Consider the following 25,858-nt stretch of genomic DNA (forward strand, 5'->3'; position numbering starts at 1 on the left):
AGTAAAACAATTACTGGTTAACCATTATTAATAACCCGGGTTTTGCGGGAATTTTGGCCCTGTTGTTACCAAATCAATTTCTGTTTGTGGTATAGGCCTCAAATCTTCAAAAGATTGGATATTTGGTCCACCCTCAGCATTATATTTCTGTGTTCTGCTTACTATTGTTTGTGTACGCACCAAATCATACCAGCGCTGGCACTCGCCATAAAATTCTCTGCTGCGCTCGTCTAATATAAAGTCAAGCGTAACTTGTGCCGGGGTTATCTGCATGGCGGCTACAGCAGCTGTGTTTTGCGTCGGTGTGTTGGTCGAGCGATAAGCAGCTCTGCTCCTAATCACGTTAATCATGGCAGCAGCTGTTGTTAAGTCACCAGTTTTAAATGCTGCTTCTGCGGCAACCATATAAACATCCGCATATCTGAACAATATAAATGGCCTGGTCGATGGATCATTAACACCAGTTCTGTTAGGATCATCATATTTTTTCATAGATGGGAAAAATACAGTGGTATACGGGTTTGGCGCGTTATCTTCAGGTGGCGTTAATATTATGCCTTTAAAGGTAGCCCTTTTAGTGGCTCCAGGATCATAAGGAGGCATCCAGATTGCTGTGTCAGCACCAACGGTAAGTGTTCCTCTTGGAGTGGTTACACCTGCAGTGTTAGCGATCCATGTAGTTTGAAACGTTTTATAATAACGTGAATCATTTACCTTCTCAGCAAAAGCCTGTTCAATTACATAAGCAGGGTTTGGCCTGATACGGATGAAAGGGCGCCCGTTTGCAATGTCCCTCGTCATTACGCTTGATCCCCCGGATGCAGGATAATTGGCATTCACTGTAGGGTAGTTGGGCCTGAATAGGTTGCTGGTGATGTTATACGATCCACCTGCACCACCTGCAACATAGTTACCATATTTGGTGCTATTGCTTTCATCAACTACAAAAAGTGTTTCCTGTCCATATTCATTGCCCGGTGCGTTAGCTGATGCAAAATCGGGCCATAAACCCAGCTTGTAAGCAGATGCATTACTAATTAAGGCTTGAGCAGTACTAAGTGCCATGGCAAAATCAGTAGGCTGGGCAGCAGTTGACCATCCCCGTGTTAAATAAACTTTTGCCAGCAGGTATTGTGCAGTTGCTTTGGTAGCTGCTTTCCCTGCAAATGGAGAAGCTGCACCGGTTGATGATATGGTTTCGCCGGGTATAGTTTGTAATTCAGTTGATGCCTGTGTTAAATCGGTGATGATCTGTGTATATACATCTGCGATTGCGGCGCGGGAATCAGACGTTGTTGGCGTGGTGATAAATGCAGTATGCAAAGGTACCGGCCCAAAGGTTTGAACGAGGTAGAAGTAATACAAGGCGCGTAAAAACTTGGCCTGGGCCAGGTACTCTGTGCGGGTTGCTGCATCCGGGAAAGCAGACGGCCCATACTGTAATACACCGTTTAATGTATTAATATCCTGGTAGGCAACACCAAAAATAGACACCGCGTTATACGCGGTTATGTTGCCAACTAAATTGGTATAGGTGAAAAATGGTACAGTAGATGACGTTGCGCTACCACCGGCAAGATATTCATCGGTACCGGCAAGCGTAATGTTGGTAAAACCTTCGGTTCCCCATAAATTACGCATATCACCGTATACACCAATTATTTCTCCCAAAACACCACCCGGAGTTGTGGAAAATTGCGGGGTTATATTTGCCCTGGGATTTTCAACCAGTAGCTTTTTACAACTTACAGCACTAATTGATATAAGTGATATAGTTAAAATCGATATTTTCTTAAATAGTTTCATGTCAATTTCTTTAAAAATTTAAAACTTTACGTTTACGCCCAACAGGAATGCACGGGTTAGCGGGTCATTTAAACCAACAGTAACGGCCCGGCCAAGTGCGTTAGAAGAATAACCGGATGCACCTGTAAGTGTGCCACCGTAACCGTTTCCTTCCGGATCAATACCTAAACCACTCTTTGTAAGCGGAGACCAGATAATAAATGGATTAGAGCAGGTTGCAAATACCCTTATAGAAGAGATCCCTGAGTTCTTAAGCGCATTGGAAGGAATGGTATAACCTAAGTTGATGCTACGCATTTTGATGAATGAACCATCGCGATATTGAAGTGTTGACGCATAAGGGAACGTGCCGCTTGCATCCGGACGAGGGAATGCATTGGTTGGGTTGGTTGGTGTCCAGTAATCAACCTTAATTTGGTTAACACGGCCGGTGTTGAAAAACGGATAACCTGATGCGCCGCTATCGCTGCCTAAATAAGGTACTGCTACCATTTGACCTATGCGTGCGAATGCTACAAATGTAACATCAATACCCATGTAGGAGAAACGGTTAGTTATGCCACTTTCAAATTTTGGTTGATAGGTTCCTATTATCTGCCTGTCACTTGCATTTATTACACCATCATGGTTTACATCCTCAACTTCAATCTGACCCGGTTTTTCGCCATACTTTGCTGCCTCTGTGGCTTGGCTTGTTTGCCAGATGCCTATTTTTTTATAATCGTAAATAACGTCAAATGGTTGCCCAACAAACCATCCATTCAAAGGGTCTTGCTGTAAACCATTGTGTAAAGCAACAATCGCATCACGATAAAAACTGATGTTAAAATCAGTATTCCAGGTAAAGCCGCTTGCTGTTTTAACGTTAATGCTGCTTAAGCTTATTTCTAAACCTGTTCCTTTGGTTTTACCCGCATTAATTAAGGTTGACCCGGCCCCGTTACTTGGCGGTAAGCTGATGGTTTGTAAAATGTTGTTAGTTCTTTGATCATACACATCAATACTACCGCTTATCCGGTTGTGCAGGAGCCCGAAATCTAAACCAAGGTTGTAGTTTTGTGTCGTTTCAAATTTTAAATTATCAGGTAAGCTGGTAACCAGATAGCCATTATAACCAGTCGGGCCAAAATTGTAGGCATTATTGGTTAATGTACCCAAAGTTGAGTAAGGGGCTACCGATTGGTTAGAAGTTACGCCATAACCTGCTCTTAACTTTAAGTTTGATACCCATGAAACATCTTTCAGGAATTCCTCTCTGTCAGCATTCCAGCCAAAAGCGAAAGCCGGGTAGGTTAAATATTGGTGACCTGCAGAAAGTACAGATGAGCCATCGCGCCTAACAGTGGCTGTTAACAGGTATTTATCATCAAATGAATAATTTGCACGGGCCATATAAGAGATCAACCCTTTTTCGGAATATGTTCCGTTGGTTGCGCTTACTGAATTCGCAAGGCCAAGGTTATAGCTTTGGATATAATCTGCAGGTAAACCAACACCATTAAAAGTCGATCCATCGTTATGATCTTTCTCAATACTGTATAAGCCTGTTAATGTTAAATGGTTTTTACCATAAGTCTTATCATAGGTCAATAAGTTTTCAACCAAGTAGGTATAATTCTGTGAATTAGCTACTTGTTCGCTTGTTTGCGAAGTAGCAGTCGCGGTATTATAAAAATTACTTACGGGGGTATATTGATTTCCCTGTGTTTGGCCGTATGTTAAACCAACGTTAGCGCGGTATTTTAAACCATTAAGGATGTTAACTTCGCCATAAAGACTATTAAAGGTATTCAACCTTCTGCTCAAATCCTGTATGGCGGGGTTACGTATAGTTAAAGGGTTAACTTTGGCTTGATCAATTGATCCGGTTAGAGGCAATAAGTTTATAGATCCATCTGCATTGTATGGTGAAGTAAGCGGGCTAAGGCTGATAGTGTTATACAAAGGATATAAATCTCCGCCATTAGTGGTAGTTACGTTCTCAAGGCTATTTAATCCCACTCTTAAACGACTATTTATTTTGTGGTCGATGGTGGTTCGTAAGGTATATCTTTCAAAGTCCTGACCATAAACCGTACCCTGATCCTTGTGGTAACCGGCACTTATGCCATATTGTGTATCTTCCGATCCTCCGGAAATTCCCAATAATTGGTCGGTTGTATATCCAGGCCTAAAGATAAGGTTTTGCCAGTTGGTATTTGTTCCGTTAGCAAGTCCTGCCAGCTCGGCGGTGGTAGGTGCATAAGCAGATGTATTTGGATTAACTGTATTACCAGCGGATGCCTCTGCTTTAAACGCAGCATATTCTGTGCCATTGAATACAGGATATTCGCTGGTAATGTGGCTGATACCATAAGTAGCGTTATACGTAGTTACCGCTTTTCCTGCTTTTCCTCTTTTGGTGGTGATTAAAATTACACCTCCCGATGCTCTTGATCCGTAGATCGCGGTTGCCGATGCATCCTTTAAAACATCAAGACTGGCAATGTCATCCGGGTTTAAATCGTTAATAGAGCCGCCAACAAATGGCACACCATCCAAAATGATTAAAGGTTGATTTTGAGAATCATTTTGTGATTGTGATGCACCTAATGAACGGTTACCTCTAATCCTGATCTGATTGCTGGCGCCCGGTTGGGTGCTGTTACTCACAATATCAACACCGGCCATGCGGCCCTTTAATTGGTCAACAACGTTATCAGACGGTACCACCGCTAAGGATTCTTCGCTAATGGTTGAAATTGCACCGGTAACATCCCGCTTGCGTTGCGTGCCGTAGCCCACTACCACAACTTCGTTTAAGTTATTGTTATTTACCGTAAGTGCGATTCTAATGTTGATGCTTTTTGCAGTTACATGCACTTCTTGTTTGTTGTATCCAACAAAAGATATAACAATTGTATTTTCGTTTTCAGGCACATTTATACTGAATTTGCCCTTTATATCGGTTGATGTAGCACCCTCATGCGACTTTAATTTTACGGTCGCGCCAGGAATCGGTTCGCCTTTTTCATCAAGCACTCTACCGGTAACGGTTGAGCTTTGCGCGAAAGCCGATACGGAAAGTATGCTTATGCTCAATAGTAAAAGCATGGTTTTCCAATATTTAATAGGTTTAAGTATTTCCATAATTTAATTAATTGGTGTAATGGTTTGTTTAATTGATGTTATTGCAATGGTTAGCTTATGCTAGTTTGATAAGCTATTTTGGCCCGATAGAAATACAGGCAGGTAGTTAAGTTGAATTTTCATCATGATTTTTCATTTAAGTTTGATTGGTTTTATGGGTTATAAATTGATTGTAAGTTTTTTGCACTCAAAAAAAATCGTCCGAAAGTATTGGCAAGCACCAGTACGGCCAGGTAATTAATTTATTGGGCAGTTTATTGAAGTTATAATTGGTTATTAACTTGGAATAAAAGTAGAAACAAAAAATTAAAAATGCAATCGATTGCAATGATTTTTTACTTTTTTCCAAAAAAACATTTTAACCTATTTAGTGGTTTACATATTTTTTATTTATAGCAATGTTTTGATGTCTTATTTTTTAAAAAAGTGTACAAATGTTTGATAATATTGTATTTATAGCTATTGGTGGAATAGCTACATTTTTATAAAATATAAATAATTTGTAGATAGTTTGAGCAAATATTAGCGATTTTGTTGATCTGGTAGAATAGTAAAATCACTGCTACATATCAATTTAATCAAAATATTTCAAAAAATATTCTCATATATTTGTAATCGATTGCTGAAATCGCGTTGTTCGATTTTAGCTGCCATTATAACACCGCTTGTTGTCAATTTATTTAAGCATTAATATGTTAAAGAAACAATTATGTTTTCTTTTAATACTGCAGTTATGCAGTGTGATCCAGCTAAAGGCGCAATCAAAGTCGGCCCAGGGCTTGAAAGATTATTATAAAAACTATTTCCCTATTGGTGTAGCGGTTTCGGCGCATGATATTAAGGATACCGCGGAAGCTAACCTTATATTACATGAGTTTAATAGCCTTACACCTGAAAATGCCATGAAGATGGGGCCTATACATCCTGAAGAAAACAGGTATTACTGGAAAGATGCCGATGCCATTGTGGCGTTTGCACAGACAAACGGTTTACGGGTAAGGGGGCATAACCTTTGCTGGCATGAACAAACACCGCCCTGGTTATTTAAAGGCACAGACGGTAAACTGGTTACTAAAGATGTTTTGTTGAAAAGATTGAAAGATCATATTACTACAGTAGTTAATAGGTATAAAGGAAAAATATATGCCTGGGATGTAGTAAACGAAGCCATTGACGATGACAGTACCAAGTTTTTACGTAACTCGTTATGGTACCAGATATGCGGGGAGGATTTTATTGCCAAGGCATTTGAATACGCGCACGAGGCCGACCCTAAAGCTGTTTTATTTTACAACGACTATAACACCGAGCGAACGGAAAAGCGGGAGCGTGTTTATCGTTTATTGAAAAAACTGGTTGATGCCGGGGTGCCTATAAACGGGGTGGGCATCCAGGCGCATTGGTCAATAGATGAACCATCGCAACAGGATCTGATCGCTACGATAAAGAAATTTTCATCATTGGGTTTAAAGGTGCAAGTTACCGAACTGGATATATCTATCTACCCATGGGAAAAAAACAAAAGAGCTTTAAGGCCGGGAGAGAAAGATGCATATACACCTGAACTGGAGAAAAAGCAAGATGAAAGATACGCGGAGGTATTTAAAATTTTCAGAGAGTATAAAAATGTAATATCGGGTGTTACTTTTTGGAATATATCCGACAAACGTACATGGCTTGATGATTACCCGGTTGCGGGCCGCAAAAACTATCCGTTATTATTCGATCAGCAACTACAGCGTAAGAAAGCTTATTGGAGTGTTGTCGACTTTAAACAATAATATACAACTATATATGAATCGCAGTAATATAAAAGTTTCTTTCTGCCTGCTTGTGGCAACATTAGGTTTATTAATAACACCCCGTATGGTTTTTGCCCAGGCGCCGGGCGATAAAGCTTATATATCTTCAAATAATGGTAGAGGGTATTTTCCGTTAGCGGTAAAAGGTAAAGTTGTACCCATATATACTGCCGATACCGATTATCCCGGCGTGATGATCGCTTCGAAAAGTCTGCAAGCGGATATCAGGAAAGTTACTACTGATTCAGCTTTATTGTTAACGGGGAATATCGCTCAAACAAAAAATCTCATACTCATCGGTACTCTGGGTAAAAATGAATTGATCGATCGACTTGTTAGCGAAAAAAAGCTGAACGTCAGTAACATTAAGGGCAAGTGGGAGGCACATATCACGCAAGTGATAAACAATCCTTTCCCGGGAGTTAAGCAGGCACTTGTAATTGTGGGCAGCGATAAACGGGGTACAATTTATGGGATATATGATCTTTCGACACAAATAGGCGTGTCGCCATGGTATTGGTGGGCCGATGTGCCGGTAAAACAACAGCAAAATTTGTATGTGATTCCCGGAAGATACGTGGATGGCGGGCCTGCGGTAAAGTATCGCGGTATTTTTATTAATGATGAGGCACCGTCATTCTCGGGCTGGGCTAAGGAAAAATTCGGTGGTGTTAATCATTTGGTGTACACTAAAATGTTTGAACTCATTCTACGGTTAAAAGGCAATTACTTGTGGCCAGCTATGTGGGGGAATGCTTTTAATGACGATGATAAACTTGACCCGATGCTGGCTGATGAATATGGGGTTGTGATGGGAACGTCGCACCATGAACCAATGGACAGGGCGCAACAGGAATGGAAACGATATGGCTCAGGCCCGTGGAATTATGAAACTAATGCTGATACCTTGCGTAGTTTCTGGCGAAAAGGCATAGAACATATGGATAACAAGGAAACCATAGTAACTGTTGGCATGCGCGGCGATGGCGATAAACCGATGACTGATGGTAGTAACATCAGCCTGCTGGAAAAAATTGTAGCTGATCAACGCTCGATAATTGCTGATGTAACCCATAAAGATGCTTCGCAAACGCCACAAATGTGGGCCCTGTATAAAGAGGTTCAGGATTATTATGATAAGGGTATGCGTGTGCCCGATGATGTGACTTTATTGCTTTGCGACGACAACTGGGGCAACATTCGTAAGCTACCCAAGTTAAATGAACCTGCCCGAAAAGGTGGTTATGGCATTTATTATCATTTTGATTATGTTGGCGATCCGCGTAATTATAAATGGTTAAATACAAACCCCATTAGTAAAACATGGGAGCAAATGCATCTTGCTTACGAGTATGATGCCAAGCAAGTGTGGATAGTAAATGTGGGCGATTTGAAGCCGATGGAATTCCCTATTAGTTTCTTTTTAGATTATGCATGGTCGCCGGATAAATGGCCTGCAAGCCGACTTGATGAATATACCCGCCAATGGGCAGCCCAGCAATTTGGAAATACTCACGCTGCTGAGATTGCAGATATTTTAACGACATATACCAAGTATAATGGCCGGCGCAAGCCTGAACAACTTGATCAAAATACCTATAGTTTAACTAATTACCGTGAATTTGAGCGAGTGGTAAATGATTATAATCAATTGGAAGTAAAGGCGAGGCGATTATATAATGCCTTGCCGCAACAATATAAGGATGCTTATTATCAGTTAGTGCTTCATCCCGTTGAGGCATGTGCCAATCTAAATGAGTTGTATTTTGATGCCGCAAAGAATAAATTATACGCCGCGCAGGGTAGGGCCGCAACCAATTTAATGGCGACTGATGTAAAAGAGTTGTTTAAAAAGGATTCTGCCATATCGCATTATTATGATAAAATAATGGCGAATGGTAAGTGGGATCATATGATGGATCAGACACATATTGGCTATACCTACTGGCAAGAGCCCCGGGCTAATAAAATGCCTGCGGTGCAAAATATTCAGCTTTCCGCCCAGCCTCAAATGGGGATAGCTATTGAAGGTTCTGAATTGTGGTGGCCGCAGCAACAATCCAAAGCCATTTTGCCCGGATTTTATCCCGGCTGTGAAGGTCATTACATCGAAGTATTCAATCGGGGACAAGGCGATTTTAATTTTACAGCGACAAGTTCATCGCCATACATTACTATCGCACCGCAAAAAGGAAGTGTTAGCCTACAGCAACGTATATGGATAAATGTAAACTGGGCAAAAGCACCTAAAGGTGTTACAGATGTGCCCATCACTATTAGCGGGTTGGATAATAGTAAGATCATTATTCATGCAATCGTCAATAATGTGCTGCTATTGAATGGCACCGGCTTTAATGAAAATAATGGTTATGTAAGCATTGAAGCGGCGCATTATAATAAAGCTGTCAACTCTGCTAATATTAAATGGGAAGTAATCCCTGATTATGGCCGCACATTATCGGGTGTAATGCCTGCGCCTGTTACGGCAAAAGCTCAGGTGCCGGGTGGTAACAGTCCGCATTTGGAGTATGTTGTTAATATGGTTGATACAGGATGGGTGAGCGTGAAAACCTATATATCGCCAACGCTCGACTTTACAAATTCAAACGGGCTGCATTTTGCCATATCCATAGATAATGAAAAACCGCAAATAATTAACATTAATGCCGATGAATCAACAAAAGCGTGGAGCAAAGACGTTAGTGATAATATAAAGATTATGGAATCTAAATTCCATATCACCAAAAGCGGAGCGCATGTTTTGAAATACTGGATGGTTAATCCCGCGGTTGTTTTGCAAAAGATAGTGATTGATTCAGGTACTGAGCGCCCCTCATACCTTGGTCCGCCGGAGAGTTATTATCATTAATCTTTTAGTAAGATGATTATGGTGTTATTTATTTTCTTTTAGAAAGTTCTTTTGGTATTCCAAAGGAGTTTTTCCCTTGATAATTTTGAAGTGCTTATGGAAACTTGAAAAATTATTAAAGCCAGATTCATAACAAATCTCTTTTATATTTAAATTATTGTCAATCAGTAGCTTACAGGCATGTCCAATTCGTATCTCTCTTACAAATTGCGTATAGGTTTTCCGGCTGCGCGATTTAAAGAATTTACAAAAGGAATTTGGGCTGATATTACCAACGGCAGCTATTTCCTTTAACGATATTTCTTTTTTGAAGTTTTCAATCAAATAATTATAAATTGTATTTATACGATCCTTCTCCGACGCATTAAAATCATTCCGAAAACCAAGTGAAGACAGTAAATTATACTCCTGGCATTCATAGATGGATGTTAATATTTCTAATAATAACATAATCCTGCGCGGTCCATCGGTATTAATGATGCTTTCTATCAAACCGCCAATGCTTGTGCCAGATGTTTGTCTTATCTGTATGCCATGTTTTGATTTTTCAAGTAAAGTTTTGATGACTTGATTTTCTGGTAAGGCAAGAAATGACTCCCCCAAAAAACTTTCATTAAAATGAATAACATTAATATCTGCAGATATATCCTCCTGCCCGCTAAAATAACTATTGTCGAATTGCCAGAAATGGGGAAGATTAGCGCCCACTAATACAACATCTCCTGTCAGGAAAGGACTAATACTATCCCCAATAAACTGTGTACCACTACCATTTTTAAAATAGATCAATTCCACCTCTGGATGATAATGCCAACGATTATTTATATCGGGCATAACGTCCTTACGTGCGGAAAAGGAATTGACCTGGTCTTTCGATATTTTTAATAATTGCGGTTTCATGAGGAATATTGGCGATCCAATATAAACAAAAATGAACTAAAAAGCCTTCCGAATCAATAATTTAACCGTTTTTATCCAATATCGCTTAATGATCAACTAAAAGCGTTAAACTTTCAATATGTCCTGAACGCAAAAAAGCCTCTAATCTTTCGATTAAAGGCTAGTTGCCAGTACCTCATCTGACTTTGAAATAACTAATCTAACAAAGTCCAGGTTCTTTTGGCCTGTACAGTTTGAATTACTTGCTGCTCCGCCACAACAATATTTTCCTTCCGCTGGCCAATATATTCCAATGAGCTTAACTTGTTCCATAACGCATTAATTACTCTTAAAAATTCTTCAACAGTAAGCATTGATGAACGTATATCATGATGGTTGTAAACTATTTCAATTAACCGGGCTAAAAGTTCTTCAAAATTCCCTGGTGTTACGTCTTTCCATTCATAAAAATACTTTAGTAATTCCTCACGTTCGGCTCCCGGAATACTTTTTACAGCGCTAAAAAATATATGAGCCATTTCTGAAAAACAGCCAACAAGATGTATTGGCGGTTGCTGGTAAACAATATTTCTGTAAGAGAAGTATATCCTTGCTATATAATCGAGCAATTTTTCGCATAATACCTTTACGTTTTTTCCGATAGTTGAAACAGAATCCTTAGAGGTGATTTTGTCGATAATACGGAATGATAGCAATTGAAGGTTGTTTAGTTGATTACTAAAATCTTCATAATATTTAATAAGTTCGGGGTGACTTACGATTGCCGTACAAGGCGGGATATAGTTAATATCAGTTTGTAGAGAAGCGCCGTTACGTATAAACTTGTCCACTTCCATGAACTGTGAGTTCTTATTATTGATCTGCGAAGCAGGGGATATGGTTATTTGGTAGTGCTTATCAACATTAGGGTGCCTTATTGGTGTTTCTTCGGGGTCAGGCATGCCTGATGTAACACGTTCAAACGGGTTAACAGTTAATAATACGTAATAGGTTTCTGAATTTTCTATAGCGGTATCCTGGGTAAAATAATGGTTAAATGTGATAGCCTGTTCCGCCTGGCTAATATCTATCCTTAACCCTTCTGCTGTAATAGCATTGCATTTGTTTATCTTCACTTCAACATAACTTGATGCCCTTTCGGTAATTTGTATATCAAGCGAAGTCGTTTCATTATAAGCAGGTGGAAGCAAGCCGAAATTATTATTATTTAATTGCAGCGAATTTCCATCCCTTACAATATCCTGTATGAAATTATCTGTGTTGATAAAATGGTCACTGGAAATTTTCATCCCATCAATCCAGTTTACCGGTTTATGTTTTAATGGATTAAGCATATCATTAAATTAGCAATGTTTTATAAATATACGGCATGGTCGGCGGAGTATTCGGGTTCGCTCACAATTTCAGAAACACGTTTAGCATATATAGTGTTTGCCTCAATAATATTATTCTCCTCGATACTTAAATCCGGGTCAATAAATTGCCTTTGTTTAAAAAAGGAAGATTTTATGTAAAATATCCACTGATAATTTTCAATATCATCAATTTTATACTGTATCGGCGAATTAGGGAATTTTAGGTTATAATCATCAATAAACTTTTGTACCCATAAGCCAAAGTTCATATTAGCAGGCGCCTTGGCTTTAACCTTTAAAGGTTCGCTATCCTTGGTGTTTTTGTAAAGGTCTATTTCCAATACTAAAAGCTTGTCAAAGTCTAAATGTTCCATGCTTATATCCTCTGCAATAGTGGGGTATTGCCACACTTTATATATTTCAACGGGTATGCTTAAAAATGCAACGTAGGCCCACCAAAAAAACATCGGCAATAAAAATATAAACATACTACTGGCTGCCCATAACCCATATTTAAGGTTGTTTAACCAATCAAACCCGAGTTTAAATAGATAAAACCCGAGTAAACAGGAGATCAAACTGCAAAACAAGAACATCGCTTTTTTATTAATAAGCTCATTCTCGTAATATTTACCGGCCAGCCAAACATACACTATACCTAAAATAAGGTATATGAACTGGCAAAACAGATACCCCCAGGGCATAAACTGGATGTCTAAAAACCCCAATAGCCCGGGTATGCCTAATGTTATGGCTGTTAAAAGTACAATAACTATAAGGCGGGCATTGCTTAAAAGTTTATTCTTCTTATTAATAATGCTCATTATTGCTGTGGCAATAACAAAAATTATAGGAAAAATTAGATAACGTATAAAAAACGATTTTACGTCCATGAGTCAAAAGTAAGTTCGGTTTTGGTAGTGTTCAAAATATATTTTGATATATCATAATCAATTACGAATAATTAGGGTTATTGTTTTATTATGGCAAGCAATTTACACGAATATGAAGAATAAAAGTCCTAACAAAATTGATACAGACTTTAAAGCAGTAACAATTGCTGCGGAATTAATTGAAAATGATTCGGTTGCGATTAACGAGTTATTAGTATTGCCCGTTGGCCCTCAAAAACGTGCTTATGACAAGGAAATTGCAGGTATTACTGTAAAACAATCGGATAGCAACGATAGTCTTATCACTTATATAAATGTAAACCGCGACGGCATATATGATATGCTTCCCGAAGGTTTATTCCATAAAGGGCCGGCTTCAAGTGTAATGATTACTGAAGAGGACATGATAAGGGATATTAAAGAAAGACGGGCCGAAGAAAAGCAGGCCAGGCGCTTTTTTGCCCCCTTTGAAGCTGAAATTAATTATTTAAAAACCACAATTGAACTTTACGAAAACAGGATTGATAAAAAGAATGAATATGACGAGTTGATAAACATATTTTTAAAGGAATGGAGCGAATTTGCATGTTTTACTAATAAGCAAATGCTCATCTTAATACATGTATTACCGATAATACATGAACAAAGAAATAACATTGATTTTGTAAGCAAAGTTTTAAGTATGATGTTTAAAATACCTGTAGAACTCACTTATAAAATTAGTTATGCTAAAGAAAAATCGAATAAAACTAAAACGGATATCCCGGCGGGAGGCAAAATATTAGGGGTGAACTTTATTGCAGGGAATTTAGCTGAGGCTGAAGAGAGTTTGCAGGTAAATATAGGGCCTGTTAGCGCAGCCGAAATGGTGAGCTTTTTACCGGGAAGCAATGCAGTTACTGCAATTGATGTTTTATTATCTTATTTTATACCTATGCAAATGGGTACAGAACTAAACCTGATTTCAAATACAGATTCACGAAAATTAGTGATTGGCAGTAAACAGGCAAACGCAATACTGGGTTATACAACTTTCCTGGGCAACTAATTACGACTCAATAAATAAGCGATAGTTGGCATTAATTATGCTTCTAGCCTGTAATTTTGTTTCCAAAAGCCCTAATAAAGTATCCCATTCGCTCACAGAAAGTTTATTGTCGGTATCGGGTTTAAAATAAATGTCGGTAGTTTTTCTAAAACCCTCCTTGGGGTCGGGCGAGATGGTAACACCTTTGCTTATCCGGATACTTTTCAATTTTGCCCCCAACTCATATTGGCAAAAACTAACCAGGTCGGCTTTGGTAACAATCCTGTCCTTAGTGGTCATCCCATACTTGTAAGCCTGTATACGTTCTGTAGCTCCAAGGCTGTTTCTGCCACCAACAGAAGTGGTAACCAGGCGTAAGCTATCTGCTTTTAATTTTACCATTTCAAATTGTTGTAACCTCGATCCCTTTCGTACATTATTGGCAGTATTTGAGAGTGTGGTCCAAAACTGCAAGTATAACATGCTTGCTTTGTTTTGGGGTTTTAAGATCAGATAGTTTATCAACTCATGGTTATGCTTTGTCAGGTTTGATTTTTTTTCAATAAGGGCGATATTTTGCTCAAGTGTTTTTAAGGTACTGGTTAAAAAATCATTACCAAAAGCAGCGAATGCTGCCTTTTCATCGCGTAGTAATTCAAACAGGTATTCAATTATTTGTTGCGCGTTACGTGAGTCGAATCGTTCGGCTCCACCATTTCTTATCGAATAACTACCTTCAAAATTTTGTCCGGCCTGGCTATAAGGTATTTCGTTATAGCTCATATTCAAATCATCATGCAACTTATATACAGATAAGAAACTGTCTTGAACGGCAGGCTTAATAGGAATAATATTATTTAATTCCTTGATTCTGAATTTCTGATCGTGCAATTTTCGGCTAATTACAGGGAAACAATTTAAACTTAACTGCAGCTCGCGGATGACGTCAATAGAGATCATCGCCGGAAAAACAATTTTTATCCAAACACAAGGCTTCAGCTTTCCAATATCGGCGGGGTTAAACAAGGTTAGAAATTGATCGGGGTGATTTTTTCTAAAATCCGACAGGTTTTCGAATATATCATCAGTTAATGAAATAAAACGGTTGTGGTAATAAGCCTTAATATCACGGGTGATAAGATTTATAATATCCTGATCGTAAAATATAGGTTTGTTTAAAAGGCTGTTATCTTCCTGGTATACCAGGCCCTGCGTTATTTCTATTTCTCGTTCGTCTAAATAATATTTAGCCACCTGTAAAAGGTTGTAAAAATTATTGTTGGTAGTGTAGCCCGGCCATTCAAAATAAATCCCTGCATCTTTAAGCGAGTTAAGTTTTGGCGAAGTTTCAATACCCACCCACAAGGTATTGTTCTCAATCATTACATCGGGGGCAATAGTATTAATTTGATTTTTTAATGTGGGCGAAGTGTGTTCAAAAAGCTGCCGTTCAATTAATGTATACTTAATCTCGGCATTAAAAACTTTATTCTCTCCAGCTGGGGTAAAAAAAATATCAATGGGTTCATCCGGTGTTTTAGCAGTATCAGGTGTAATATTCTTACGGTAATAAAAGTGATTTTTTACATTCAGTGTTTCTGTTATCTCAACCGGGGTGCCCTTTAAAATAGCGTGCGCGGGCAGTGGGGCTGTAAGATAATCGGAAGCAAGTATGCGCGATATTTTATTTAAAACCCTGTTTTCAAGGTTTTTTACATCGTTTGACAGATTGAATAATTCTGTGCTAAGTGCTTCAACCAACAGCTTAACCATTGGGTCAATATCGTTAACATTAAGAGTACCCCAAAAGTCCATAGCATGCTTAAGCATCCTGCTTTTAATCTCTTCTTTTGAATTAGAAAATAAGTTATTCATATTTAGTACTAAAATAATTATGAAGATAAAGGGCTAAGAAACAATGCGGTAGAAAAAACATAGGTTTCGCCAGTTTTGTTTAATTTTCCCTTAATAACAATTTCCACCCGTTTTTTAATTTCACTTACGTTCCTTAAAGGATAGAATTTGTTAATCTCACTGATATGGACATCAACATTAACATCATATATCCTTTTTTCAAAATTCATTACTGAGGTAATTAATGATTGTCGAAGCTTTTCCTCCCATATACTTTCACTACGTATCAGCTCAAAATCCATATCCCAAATCTCGCAGCCAAACTGTGGATTATATCTATGCTCACCATATCTTGTAAATATTATCAGTTCAATATATTGAGAAATTGACGCGCCCAGGTCTTGAGTTTCCAGGTCATGCCCTTTGCCAATGTTCGAAAAATTTAAAGGTTTTGAATATAAGTGAGTAGGCATAAAACTCCAATTATTAAGTGCTATGTGAAATTTTGTATTTTTTTGTTAAACAATTTTTCTTCAAAATAGTTGTAGTAATGTTGCAAAGGTTTAATAATTAGCTATAAACGTTGTAAAGGCGTCTATAATTTCTTATTGGTTAAATAAAAATACTTATTTTAAATAAATACTTATTTAACGTGTGGTTGGGGTTTACGCCTAAACAATAATTAAATGAAGCCTGTAAATATTAAGGATCTGAACCACTCTTATTTAATATTCTTACTGTATTTTGTTATACTGTTAATTTTTAGCATCCTAACAATTCTGTTTTTCTTTTCTACTTCTGATAAAGAAGTAGTCCTGTTAAATGCTAAGGTTAAAGAAACAGACCAGCTGGTTACCGTTCGTAACGATATAAATAAAAACTTCCAGGTCATTCTACTAAAGATGCAGCAACTATCAGAATATTCAAAAATGAATTCAGATGAGTTGAACAATCAAACCATCCTTTTAAATGATATTCAAACTGATAACCAGCTCATCCAGGAAAAATTACAAAACAATCCATATCCATTAAAAAGCTTTGAATTGTATAAAAAACTCAGCAACAATGTTGTAATCATCGCTACAATTAAGGATTCGCTATTTACCACACGCTACCAAATTGAGAGCCTGCGGTCGCAATTAGAGTCATGCAACAAAATAAATCTAGCAGCAATGCATAAACTTAGCGGCCCCTTTGCACATTAACAATCTATGATAAAGTTTAGCTTAAAAGAAAAAAGAGAGAAATTCCTATTTTTTTTAGGAATGTTTTTGATTACCTCGGCTATATTATGCACAGCCATATTTTATAATTATGGAGATGAAGTAACCGTTTCAAAAACTGAATTTTCAAGAAAAGTTAATGAAGAAGAAGAATTTGAAACCTTAGTTGCCGAAGCATTACCTACAGCCGATACAACATATGCCAAGATTGAAAAATTCAATCCGAATGTAGAGGCTCTATTTCTTGAAAATGATATCAAAGGTTCAATAGGAGCCATAAAATCTTACTATTACCGTCGGCCTTATGATAGCCGCTACCAATCTTTTTTATATGCATCAAAACTATACGAAAATCTATTTTACGATAAACGCGAGTTAGCCGGCAACGGTAATGACATCGCAAGGATGACGAAACTGCTTGATGAATGTAAATTATCTACCAGGCAACTCCAACAAAGCTTAGGTGTAAATCATTAATTACAATATTTCAGCAACAATAAAAAATAACCTTAAATCCAATGAAAGAAGACTACAACAATGGCCGATCTGTTAACACCAACAGGCAAACCTTTATTTTTTTATATATAGTGTTGGGCATACTGTTAATAGCAGGGCTAATCATTTTACTAAAAAGTTCCCTGTTTGAAAAAAGAGTAGTTAATGCCAGAATATTAAAAGACGAAATTTTCCTGAACGAGAACCTTGTTTATTCCGATAACACCGCTAGTGCGAAAAAATGGTTATGGGAGTTTGGCAATGGCGATAAATCCACCCAGCAAAACGGTAGTTACCGTTTTAACAAGGCCGGGGATTATATTATAAGGGTTACTGTTGATGGGAACCTGCAACAGCAATTTCCGGTAAATGTAAAGGATACTGTTGCAACCGTAGTTGATACTTTGGTAACTATAAACGGCCCTACCCAGGCATTGGTTAATGAACAGGTTAGGCTTGATGCGCAAGGCAATGCCAGAATTTACGAATGGTCATTCGGCGAGACTGGCAGGGTAGATATCAAAGGACCTACCGCGCTTTATACTTATCATAATCCTGGTATATACATTATTAGGCTTAGTACCGATAAAAGCAGCAGGCCAATATACCACAAAATGTATGTTACCAATCCCGATTCTACTGTAAACCAGATCGTAACTCCCGGAGAAGGTGAACGCAAGGAAATTGATGACATCCGGGCGCATCTTCAGGCCATTGCCAATGGGGCCGATTTTAACGCCAATTACTACTACCTGGTTAACAAGTACTTTTGCGGCGATGAAAAAGTTGCTGTGAACCTGGAAACCAACGGCGAAAGCAAGCAAACGGATCTTTATTCGTATTGCATGAGGCTCACATTTGGTGGCGGCGTTAGTATTGATCAGGCGCAGGTGACCTTAAAACCAAAATCAAATTGCTCAAGCATGCTTGATGTGAAACAACATTCGTCAATTTCAAACCCGGCTACAAAAAAGGCCCAACAATAATATTATCATGATTCAATTATCTGCAAAAGCCATTATGAAAAATATATTAACCATATCTCTATTATGCATAGGTTTTGTTGTAAACGCCCAATCACCTGTTTCTGTAAGCAAAAAGGTGGTAACCCTGCCTGCTGCATTTGAAAAACCTAATGAACATACAAACAGTTACGATGAAGAGAAAAAAACATCCTTACCCTGGGTGGTTTTTTCAGATCGCGACGAAAACTACACCTATACATCGCCCGGCGGAATGTTGGTTATGAAGAAAATCCATTTTATGGAGCCGTTTTATGTAAGCGAAGAAAACAATGGCTATATCAAACTAATAAAATATGAGCAGGGTATGGTGCAGGGTCGCAAACTTGTTAACAGAAAGGCCAGCCAAAGCTACGGATGGATAAGTAAATCAAAAGTATTGCTTTGGCAGTCATCCTTTGTTGGCCAACGCGGTTACCCTGCAAAATATATTGCTATAATCAACGGCAAAAATCCGTTAACGATACCTGACTTTTATTATGATAAAACAGACTCGATGTATGTGTATACATCGCCCGATCTGGATCATAAAAAAAGCAAAATTGCCTTAAATAACATAGTTTACGTTTATAAAAAATCTGATGACGGCAACAAGTTATTAGTTGGGTCAGACAATCAGCTCATTGCGGATAGTGCTGCAAAGAGCGTATACGGCTGGGTAGCTGCGGATGCTATTCATAACTGGGGGGATCGTTTATATATTGGTTCTGAAAAACAAGGCAGTGCTGAATCTGATGATTCTACCGCGGCAATTATAAACCAGGCAATACATACTGACAATGGCTCTTCAGGAGCTTTTGTATATGATCCGTTAATTGGTTATGATGAACCATTGCTGCGTAGTTTGCCTGTAATATCAGGTGGTTCCGACACTTCCGCCTCCGGAAATTTAAAAATTGGCCTGGCTACAGATGTTTATGATAAAACCAATAACACTATTATCAACATTAAAGGCGGCCACCTTAAATACGTTGATTACTTAAAGATCCGTAGAAACATACATCATATTAATGTTGTATTTGTAATTGATGGCGGCAGCACGATGCATAACTATTTTTCAGGACTTACAAGTGCGATACAATCATTTGAAGAATCCTTTACCACGCACAACAAAGGTAATCAGTTAAAATATAGCGCAGTGGTATATCGTAACCCATCTGATTGTACCGCAGGTGAGATACAAGGTATGCCTTTTACAACAGATTACCGTAACTTGGTGCAATATCTGGATAAACAATCAGCATTAACCGCTGGCTGCTCAACAAATATCGCACCTCAGCCCGTACTTGATGGTATAAATGCCGGCTTAAATATGTTCAGAGGGCATGATAATGAAACCAATTTAGTTGTATTAATAGGCACAACTACTACGCCTGATTACACCACAGAAGACATTGCCGCGATTACTGATAATATAGCACGTGCTGATGCACGCATGCTGGCTATACAGTTATACAGCGATTACAATTCAATATATAATGATTTTGTAATACAGGCCAGGCAAATGGTTTCGCAGGCAGCTATAAAACTTGCGGATCGAAAAAAACAGCGCATGATAACAGGCGAAGGATTATCTAATGTTCAGCAATTTAGTACTTCACTTACAGATTCCGTTTCATTTTACCTGGATTATCCTAAAAATAGCCTGATACAAGGCGCGGTTGTTTTTCCGCCAAAGGGAGTGATAAAATCAAACCAGGATATGCGGTTGTCGATTGATAGGTTTATGCATGAAACAGATGCTGATATACATACACAAATACGTGGTTTGGATAGCGCTTTCAGACTTACCGGCCGCGAAAACCGGTATGTGCAACAGGTGGTGAGTTTGCAATTGAACCCGGCATCAAGTGAGTTGGGAAACAATATGCCGCATAACGCTTTTAAATATTATATAAGCGCCGAAGTACCTGCAAACATTGTAAGTGCACATCCCGGCCGGTTGCAATACCTACTTATTTTAAACGAGCAGGAGTACAAACAGCTTAGTGATATACTGTCATTAATGATTGGAGAAAACCTGCAGCAGGACGCGTCTGATTATCGCAGTAAATTGTTTAAAAACTATTTGAATATTATTCGAAAGAATTTAAACCAGAAAAAGGCATCACGCAGCGATATTAAGAATATGACCCTGGGCGCATATTTTAAAAAGGTTACAGGGTTGCCTTTACCGGATGGGAAGGATTTTGCAAATCATAAGGTAATTGATATTAAGCACACCGATTCTATGCCACAACAAGCATTTGAAACCTATATCAGCTTTTTGCTACATAGCAATGAGCGGATTAAGCATGCTGTTATGGTTAATCAATACTTTACATCAAACGGAAAAACATTTGTTTATATAACTCAGGATAACCTGAAATAAGATGGAAGTAGTAAATTTAAGTGAGGCGGTTAAAACGGCGGTACGTGTAGCAAAGTCCTTAGCAAAAGAGTATCATCATAAGGAGTTTGGCCCGGCGCATCTTTTAAAAGGACTGATGTACCAGGAAGTGGGCCTAAAAAACTTGTTACTCGCGATAGGTAAGGATGCCACTTATGTTAGTGATTGGGCTGATGTGCGCATTGAAGACTATCAACCATCAATTACTGTTCCTGACGAAATGCTGGGCAATAGCCAGGTAAGATTAGTTTTTGAGGAAGCTGATAATGTACGGATAAAATTAGGGCAGGACCTTATTACTCCGGTTTGTGTTTTAGTGGCCCTGGTGAAACCTAATGTTGGTTTTGATGTAAACCAGCTTAAATCTTTCCCGGTTAAGGAAAAAGAATTGCTTGATGTGTATTTGCAGGAAGAGGAATTACAACAAGCGATATTACCTCCTGCGGTAGATGGGGTTAATGGAACAGCCAAACAAACAGGCGCATTATTAAAATACTGCATAGATCGTGTGGAGCTTGCCCGTGAAGGTAAGTTAGACCCTATTATAGGGCGGGAACGTGAAACACGTATGGTAATGGAAATACTTAGCCGGCGCACCAAACCCAATGTTATGATTACGGGTGATGCCGGGGTTGGTAAAACCGCCTTAGTTGATGGATTTGCCCTTGATATTATAAACGGACAGGTACCCGACTCATTAAAAAATGTACAATTATTTGAGTTAGATCTAGGTTCATTAATAGCTGGCGCATCCTATAAAGGCGAAATTGAAGACCGGCTTAAAAATATTCTCCGTGAAATAAAGCAGTTTGATAAGGCTATATTATTTATTGATGAGATACACACCCTCCTGGATAATAAGGGACCGATTGGCGGGGGGGTAGGTAACCTTTTAAAACCTGAACTCGCTCGTGGCGAAATAACAGTTATTGGCGCAACCACCATTGATGAGTATCGTAAAATTATTGAACCTGACCAGGCTTTTAGCCGAAGGTTTGAAGTATTACAGGTGAATGAGCCCGATACCGCTTCCGCAATTAAAATGCTTAAAAGGTTGATTCCGCGGTATGAGGAGCATCATAATTTAAAAGTTGATGACAACGCTGCCGAAGAATGTGTGCGGTTAGCGCAAAGGTATCTTAAAGATAAGCGCCTGCCTGATGCCGCGTTTGACTTGCTGGACCGTACAATGGCTGCTATCCGCTTAATGAATGATACAACCGATGCATCCCTGGTGGAGCTGAGGTCTGAATTTGATGTGATCAAAGCTGCAGAAGATGATGCAGATACTATAACATCATACAAGTGGTTATATACATTATTGCGGAATAAAATTAGCGCAGTATTATTAGGCAGGCTTGAAGATGAAACACAAGTTGACAGCTTTGAGGCCGCGCAGGAGTACATCAGCTATTTTGAACGAAATTTATTAAGCCTGGAAACGCTGGCCAAAAGCAAAACAGAAGTAATTGACAAATTTGATATCGCAGCAATTATTTCCTATAAAACCGGCATCCCTTTAGGTAAAATACAAGCGCACGAAAAAGAAAGGCTTTTGAACATGGAAGGTTTTTTGAAAAAACGAGTTGTAGGCCAGGATCAGGCGCTAAAAGCGGTATCAGATGCCATACTTGAATCAAGGAGTGGTCTAAATAAAAAAGGGCAGCCGATAGGTTCATTTTTCTTGTTGGGTCCGACAGGTACTGGTAAAACTGAACTGGCCAAATCAATTGCAGAGTTTTTATTTAACGATGAAAAAGCCATGATAAGGTTTGATATGTCGGAGTTTAAAGAAGAGCATTCGGCAGCTTTATTATACGGCGCGCCTCCGGGCTATGTGGGCTATGAAGAAGGCGGCCTTTTAGTTAATAAAATCAGGCAGCAGCCTTATTCTGTAGTATTATTTGATGAGATAGAAAAAGCGCACCCATCTGTGTTTGATATCTTTTTGCAAATTTTGGATGAAGGGCAAATACATGACAGATTGGGAAAAGAAGGCGATTTCTCCAATTCGCTTATATTATTTACATCAAACATTGGCAGTGAATGGATTGCAGGGCAAATACAAGCTGGCTCAATGCCTACATCAAGTCAATTAATGGAAGTAATGGGCAAAAATTTCAGACCTGAGTTTTTAGCCCGCCTTTCGGAGATTGTACCATTTGCACCAATATCTGAACAAAATGTAGTCAGAATATTTGAGATACAATTAACGAGCCTGGTACAGGCGCTTGATAGGATGGGTATCGGGTTCAACATATCCCCCGAAGTTAAAAGCATGCTAGCTTTAGGCGGGTTTACACCAAAATATGGTGCGAGGCAATTAGCCGGTGTAATACGAAATAAATTACGACGCCCCATTTCACGTTACATTATATCTGGCGAATTAAAAAAAGGTAATACAATAGCTGTTAACATTAAAGAAAATAGTGAGGAATTGTTGTGGGTGATTAGTTAATTTTTAACTGAAACAGAGTAACTAAAACAATTTTCAATTAATTACATTATTAATATAAACTCCAAACTTATCCATTTTATATAGAAAATTATGTTTAACTACGAAATAGGAGGAAACGAAAAAAAGGTCGATACCTCAGAAGCATTTGGTGACATTGCTCCAAATAAAACACTGTTTATTCAAAAACTTACAGACAATGAACCGCTGAAGCCTGAAAAGGTAGAAGGGCTAAAAAATGTTGAAGAAGTTTTTAAGCACTATAAACCTAAGGTTAGGGTTGCTATGGAAAAACAAGATGGATCAAATGTAAGTGAAACCTTGCACTTTGAAACACTTGGAGATTTTAGCCCTAAAAAACTGATAGTACAAAGCGACTATCTGCGCAAGCTAAACTTGCAACGCGAAATGTATTCAAATATCATTAAGCAGCTTAAAACAAATAAAACTTTAAAGTCAACACTTGATAATGCCGAAACTAAAGAGGCATTTATTGATGTATTAAAAAGTATAGTTAAAGAGTTGCAATAACAGCGCTTTAATCACAATCCTAAACATTAAAAAAATAGACGATGGCAACAGCAAATGACCAGTCACTTAATGAAAATAGCAAAGAGCAGGCCTATAAAGCTAAAGGTACCAGGGAAACATCATTACAGGATAGTTTAGATAAACTTTCGCGCGTAGGTGGTTTTGATTTATTAGAAGCAACGATAGATGGACTGCAAAATCTTAATCCTGAGCGCAAAGCCCGTAAACAGATCTTTTTAACAGATGATGAAAAGAAAAGTGAACGCGAAGAGCTAAAACTAAAGCTTAACCAATGGATAAATGCCTTGGAAGAAGGTGCATCAGTAAGTGAAACTATTGAAAAAAGCACCGAGAGCTTGAAAAATGCTGAGGAAAATTTAAGTAAGAATTTATTTAACACTCTGCAGGCGACGCGCGAGCTTGAGCAGGCTTACCGTTCTGTGCATCTTTTTTATAAAAATACCGAAACTGATAAGCTAAAGAACCTGGTGGTTATGAATGCCTCGCTTGATCAGTTAAAGGAATTGGATAACCCAAGGTTTATTGAATATACCGCTAACGAGTTAAAGCAAAATTATGACAGGCTTGATCTGCGACAAAATTATTCAATCCTGGTAATACCCGGCTATCTGGGCTCAAACAAAGTGGTTGAGCGCTGGTCAAAAATAGCTTTTGATAATAAGGTAATGCTGGTTACCGATTTTGCCGATCTGGAACAGCCTGATGATGTAATAGACCTTTTTACATCTGCCAATTTAACTGGTGGGGATGCCTTTAAATCTAATACGATAATGACCTGTAACTGGCTTGTAGGCCGTGGGAAGGTTGCAGAAGCGGGTGAAGAAGAAGACCTGTATGTACCAGGTTCAGCAGCGCTTGCAGGTAAAATGTATTATACCTTAATGTCGCAGGTTACCGCAGGTAAAAAACACGGTGCAGTGAACGAAGTTGATGGTGTTCGTTTTGACTTGAAAAAAAGTGAGATCTCGCACCTTGAACGCATAGGCCTTGTACCAATGGTTAATGAGTACGGTAAGGTGATGGCTTTCTCTGCCAAAACATTGTTTAATGGGGATAATATTGGCTTACAAACCTACTCGGTGGTGCGGGTATTTGATTACATAACTAAAGTATTGTTTGATTTTTTAAACAGGCGAGCTTTTGAAAACTGGAACTCAAAAACCGAACAGGACCTACGTTCTCAAATAGTAAAATTCTTAGATAATATTCAGGGCCCAGACAGGCTGATCGAACGGTTCAAAATTATTCGTTTTGAACGGGATGAACAACAAAAAGACAGGATACACCTGGATATTAATATTACCCCTTATTTCCCGGCAAAAAGTTTTGTGGTAAAACTTGACGGCCAAAAAGGTGACGACGAAAGCACCACCTGGGATACAGAATACAAGCAACAATAATTGTTGTAAACAGATCAGCCGTATCAACTATATGGCTGATCTGTTTTTGTGTTAATTTAACTTAATGCTCAACTTTATTTATTGTTAAATACTGCCTATGTTTGCAACAAATGGGCCAGCTATTAATTATCAATGCAGACATAGATAAAAGTGAAACCACCGCGGCATTAATTAACGCTTATAAAAGCGGCGCGACAACTTCACAGGTTATGATAAAAGAACTTATCATAGCCGATATGAAATTTAACTCCAATAGGCAATTTTCATTACACGCTACTGAAAATGAGCCCGATCTGCAACAAGCCATCAGCTTACTAAAATGGGCAAAGCATATTGCTATTTTTTGCCCAGTTTATAAAGATTCGATAAACACAAAAATAAAAGGCTTTTTTGATCGTGTATTTATGCCCGACCAGGTGTTTATCAGTAATGAAAGAAGCACGATGAATCATTTCGGTGGAAGATCTGCGAGGATAATATCCATACTAGATGAACCTGCCTGGACAGACTGGCAAGCCAATAAACACCCCACCTATTTGGCTATTAAAAAAAATATGCTCGAGAAACGGCAGATCACCCCGGTGCACACCAGTACTATTGGCCATTTATACTCCCTGGAAAACGAGTATAGCAAAAAATGGCTTCAAAAGTTACATTCCTTTGGGTTGAAACTTATCTAAAAAATAA

Annotated in this window: 18 protein-coding genes; 11 read left to right on the forward strand and 7 right to left on the reverse strand. The window is 38.5% G+C overall.

The features are described from left to right. Positions 1-27 precede the first annotated feature (27 nt). Together GSQ74_RS05960 and GSQ74_RS05965 are read right to left on the reverse strand one after the other, a co-directional pair. A complete protein-coding gene (locus GSQ74_RS05960) occupies positions 28-1,806 on the reverse strand; it encodes a RagB/SusD family nutrient uptake outer membrane protein (protein WP_158991043.1) in 1,779 nt (592 codons plus the stop codon). Between the two features lie 18 nt (positions 1,807-1,824). Continuing rightward, positions 1,825-4,935, reverse strand: a complete 3,111-nt coding sequence (locus GSQ74_RS05965; protein WP_158991045.1) for a TonB-dependent receptor — start codon at positions 4,933-4,935, stop codon at positions 1,825-1,827. A gap of 692 nt (positions 4,936-5,627) precedes the next feature. Between GSQ74_RS05965 and GSQ74_RS05970 the strand changes: the two genes are divergently transcribed. Together GSQ74_RS05970 and GSQ74_RS05975 are read left to right on the forward strand one after the other, a co-directional pair. Continuing rightward, the gene (locus GSQ74_RS05970) at positions 5,628-6,716 is read left to right on the forward strand and encodes an endo-1,4-beta-xylanase (protein WP_158991047.1); all 1,089 of its coding nucleotides are present in this window, start codon (positions 5,628-5,630) and stop codon (positions 6,714-6,716) included. A 13-nt stretch (positions 6,717-6,729) separates the two neighbouring features. Then, the gene (locus GSQ74_RS05975; protein ID WP_158991049.1) at positions 6,730-9,606 is read left to right on the forward strand and encodes a glycosyl hydrolase 115 family protein; all 2,877 of its coding nucleotides are present in this window, start codon (positions 6,730-6,732) and stop codon (positions 9,604-9,606) included. Positions 9,607-9,630: 24 nt separating this feature from the next. Here the strand turns inward: GSQ74_RS05975 and GSQ74_RS05980 are convergent, their stop codons facing one another. The 3 genes from GSQ74_RS05980 to GSQ74_RS05990 form a co-directional block, all read right to left on the reverse strand. After that, the gene (locus tag GSQ74_RS05980) at positions 9,631-10,506 is read right to left on the reverse strand and encodes an AraC family transcriptional regulator (RefSeq protein ID WP_158991051.1); all 876 of its coding nucleotides are present in this window, start codon (positions 10,504-10,506) and stop codon (positions 9,631-9,633) included. A 194-nt stretch (positions 10,507-10,700) separates the two neighbouring features. After that, complete coding sequence (locus tag GSQ74_RS05985) at positions 10,701-11,840, reverse strand: hypothetical protein (protein WP_158991053.1); 1,140 nt, start codon at positions 11,838-11,840, stop codon at positions 10,701-10,703. Between the two features lie 20 nt (positions 11,841-11,860). Continuing rightward, entirely contained in the window at positions 11,861-12,754 is an 894-nt protein-coding gene (locus tag GSQ74_RS05990) for a TssN family type VI secretion system protein (protein ID WP_158991055.1), read from the reverse strand. A gap of 112 nt (positions 12,755-12,866) precedes the next feature. Between GSQ74_RS05990 and GSQ74_RS05995 the strand changes: the two genes are divergently transcribed. Beyond that, complete coding sequence (locus GSQ74_RS05995; protein WP_158991057.1) at positions 12,867-13,802, forward strand: type VI secretion system baseplate subunit TssG; 936 nt, start codon at positions 12,867-12,869, stop codon at positions 13,800-13,802. Here the strand turns inward: GSQ74_RS05995 and GSQ74_RS06000 are convergent, their stop codons facing one another. Continuing rightward, positions 13,803-15,656 (reverse strand): type VI secretion system baseplate subunit TssF, encoded by a 1,854-nt coding sequence (locus GSQ74_RS06000; protein WP_158991059.1) that lies wholly within the window; start codon positions 15,654-15,656, stop codon positions 13,803-13,805. Between the two features lie 17 nt (positions 15,657-15,673). Further along, a complete protein-coding gene (locus GSQ74_RS06005) occupies positions 15,674-16,108 on the reverse strand; it encodes a GPW/gp25 family protein (RefSeq protein ID WP_158991061.1) in 435 nt (144 codons plus the stop codon). Between the two features lie 213 nt (positions 16,109-16,321). Between GSQ74_RS06005 and GSQ74_RS06010 the strand changes: the two genes are divergently transcribed. The 8 genes from GSQ74_RS06010 (at position 16,322) to GSQ74_RS06045 (ending at position 25,851) form a co-directional block, all read left to right on the forward strand. Next, positions 16,322-16,840, forward strand: coding sequence for a type VI secretion system TssO (locus GSQ74_RS06010; protein ID WP_158991063.1), 519 nt, complete (start codon positions 16,322-16,324; stop codon positions 16,838-16,840). 6 nt (positions 16,841-16,846) lie between these two features. Then, on the forward strand, positions 16,847-17,335 hold the full coding sequence (locus GSQ74_RS06015) for a type VI secretion system transmembrane protein TssO (protein ID WP_158991065.1): 489 nt from the start codon (positions 16,847-16,849) through the stop codon (positions 17,333-17,335). 41 nt (positions 17,336-17,376) lie between these two features. Then, positions 17,377-18,339 carry a PKD domain-containing protein gene (locus tag GSQ74_RS06020; RefSeq protein ID WP_158991067.1) on the forward strand — a complete coding sequence of 321 codons (963 nt, stop codon included), beginning with the start codon at positions 17,377-17,379 and terminating at the stop codon, positions 18,337-18,339. Positions 18,340-18,346: 7 nt separating this feature from the next. Then, the gene (gene tssR / locus GSQ74_RS06025) at positions 18,347-20,746 is read left to right on the forward strand and encodes a type VI secretion system protein TssR domain-containing protein (protein WP_254060820.1); all 2,400 of its coding nucleotides are present in this window, start codon (positions 18,347-18,349) and stop codon (positions 20,744-20,746) included. Between the two features lies 1 nt (position 20,747). Continuing rightward, positions 20,748-23,222 (forward strand): ATP-dependent Clp protease ATP-binding subunit, encoded by a 2,475-nt coding sequence (locus tag GSQ74_RS06030; RefSeq protein ID WP_158991071.1) that lies wholly within the window; start codon positions 20,748-20,750, stop codon positions 23,220-23,222. Between the two features lie 90 nt (positions 23,223-23,312). Further along, entirely contained in the window at positions 23,313-23,750 is a 438-nt protein-coding gene (locus GSQ74_RS06035; protein WP_158991073.1) for a type VI secretion system contractile sheath small subunit, read from the forward strand. Positions 23,751-23,791: 41 nt separating this feature from the next. Further along, positions 23,792-25,171 (forward strand): DUF5458 family protein, encoded by a 1,380-nt coding sequence (locus tag GSQ74_RS06040; RefSeq protein ID WP_158991075.1) that lies wholly within the window; start codon positions 23,792-23,794, stop codon positions 25,169-25,171. A 110-nt stretch (positions 25,172-25,281) separates the two neighbouring features. After that, complete coding sequence (locus tag GSQ74_RS06045) at positions 25,282-25,851, forward strand: NAD(P)H-dependent oxidoreductase (RefSeq protein WP_158991077.1); 570 nt, start codon at positions 25,282-25,284, stop codon at positions 25,849-25,851. Positions 25,852-25,858: the final 7 nt, after the last annotated feature.

The organism is Mucilaginibacter sp. L196 (assembly GCF_009765905.1).
Lineage (GTDB): Bacteria > Bacteroidota > Bacteroidia > Sphingobacteriales > Sphingobacteriaceae > Mucilaginibacter.

Bases quoted from the DNA above. Each gene is read 5' to 3' on its own strand.
- GSQ74_RS05960 (WP_158991043.1), bottom strand. From the start codon at position 1,806: ATGAAACTATTTAAGAAAATATCGATTTTAACTATATCACTTATATCA.
- GSQ74_RS05965 (WP_158991045.1), bottom strand. From the start codon at position 4,935: ATGGAAATACTTAAACCTATTAAATATTGGAAAACCATGCTTTTACTA.
- GSQ74_RS05970 (WP_158991047.1), top strand. From the start codon at position 5,628: ATGTTAAAGAAACAATTATGTTTTCTTTTAATACTGCAGTTATGCAGT.
- GSQ74_RS05975 (WP_158991049.1), top strand. From the start codon at position 6,730: ATGAATCGCAGTAATATAAAAGTTTCTTTCTGCCTGCTTGTGGCAACA.
- GSQ74_RS05980 (WP_158991051.1), bottom strand. From the start codon at position 10,506: ATGAAACCGCAATTATTAAAAATATCGAAAGACCAGGTCAATTCCTTT.
- GSQ74_RS05985 (WP_158991053.1), bottom strand. From the start codon at position 11,840: ATGCTTAATCCATTAAAACATAAACCGGTAAACTGGATTGATGGGATG.
- GSQ74_RS05990 (WP_158991055.1), bottom strand. From the start codon at position 12,754: ATGGACGTAAAATCGTTTTTTATACGTTATCTAATTTTTCCTATAATT.
- GSQ74_RS05995 (WP_158991057.1), top strand. From the start codon at position 12,867: ATGAAGAATAAAAGTCCTAACAAAATTGATACAGACTTTAAAGCAGTA.
- GSQ74_RS06000 (WP_158991059.1), bottom strand. From the start codon at position 15,656: ATGAATAACTTATTTTCTAATTCAAAAGAAGAGATTAAAAGCAGGATG.
- GSQ74_RS06005 (WP_158991061.1), bottom strand. From the start codon at position 16,108: ATGCCTACTCACTTATATTCAAAACCTTTAAATTTTTCGAACATTGGC.
- GSQ74_RS06010 (WP_158991063.1), top strand. From the start codon at position 16,322: ATGAAGCCTGTAAATATTAAGGATCTGAACCACTCTTATTTAATATTC.
- GSQ74_RS06015 (WP_158991065.1), top strand. From the start codon at position 16,847: ATGATAAAGTTTAGCTTAAAAGAAAAAAGAGAGAAATTCCTATTTTTT.
- GSQ74_RS06020 (WP_158991067.1), top strand. From the start codon at position 17,377: ATGAAAGAAGACTACAACAATGGCCGATCTGTTAACACCAACAGGCAA.
- tssR (WP_254060820.1), top strand. From the start codon at position 18,347: ATGATTCAATTATCTGCAAAAGCCATTATGAAAAATATATTAACCATA.
- GSQ74_RS06030 (WP_158991071.1), top strand. From the start codon at position 20,748: ATGGAAGTAGTAAATTTAAGTGAGGCGGTTAAAACGGCGGTACGTGTA.
- GSQ74_RS06035 (WP_158991073.1), top strand. From the start codon at position 23,313: ATGTTTAACTACGAAATAGGAGGAAACGAAAAAAAGGTCGATACCTCA.
- GSQ74_RS06040 (WP_158991075.1), top strand. From the start codon at position 23,792: ATGGCAACAGCAAATGACCAGTCACTTAATGAAAATAGCAAAGAGCAG.
- GSQ74_RS06045 (WP_158991077.1), top strand. From the start codon at position 25,282: ATGGGCCAGCTATTAATTATCAATGCAGACATAGATAAAAGTGAAACC.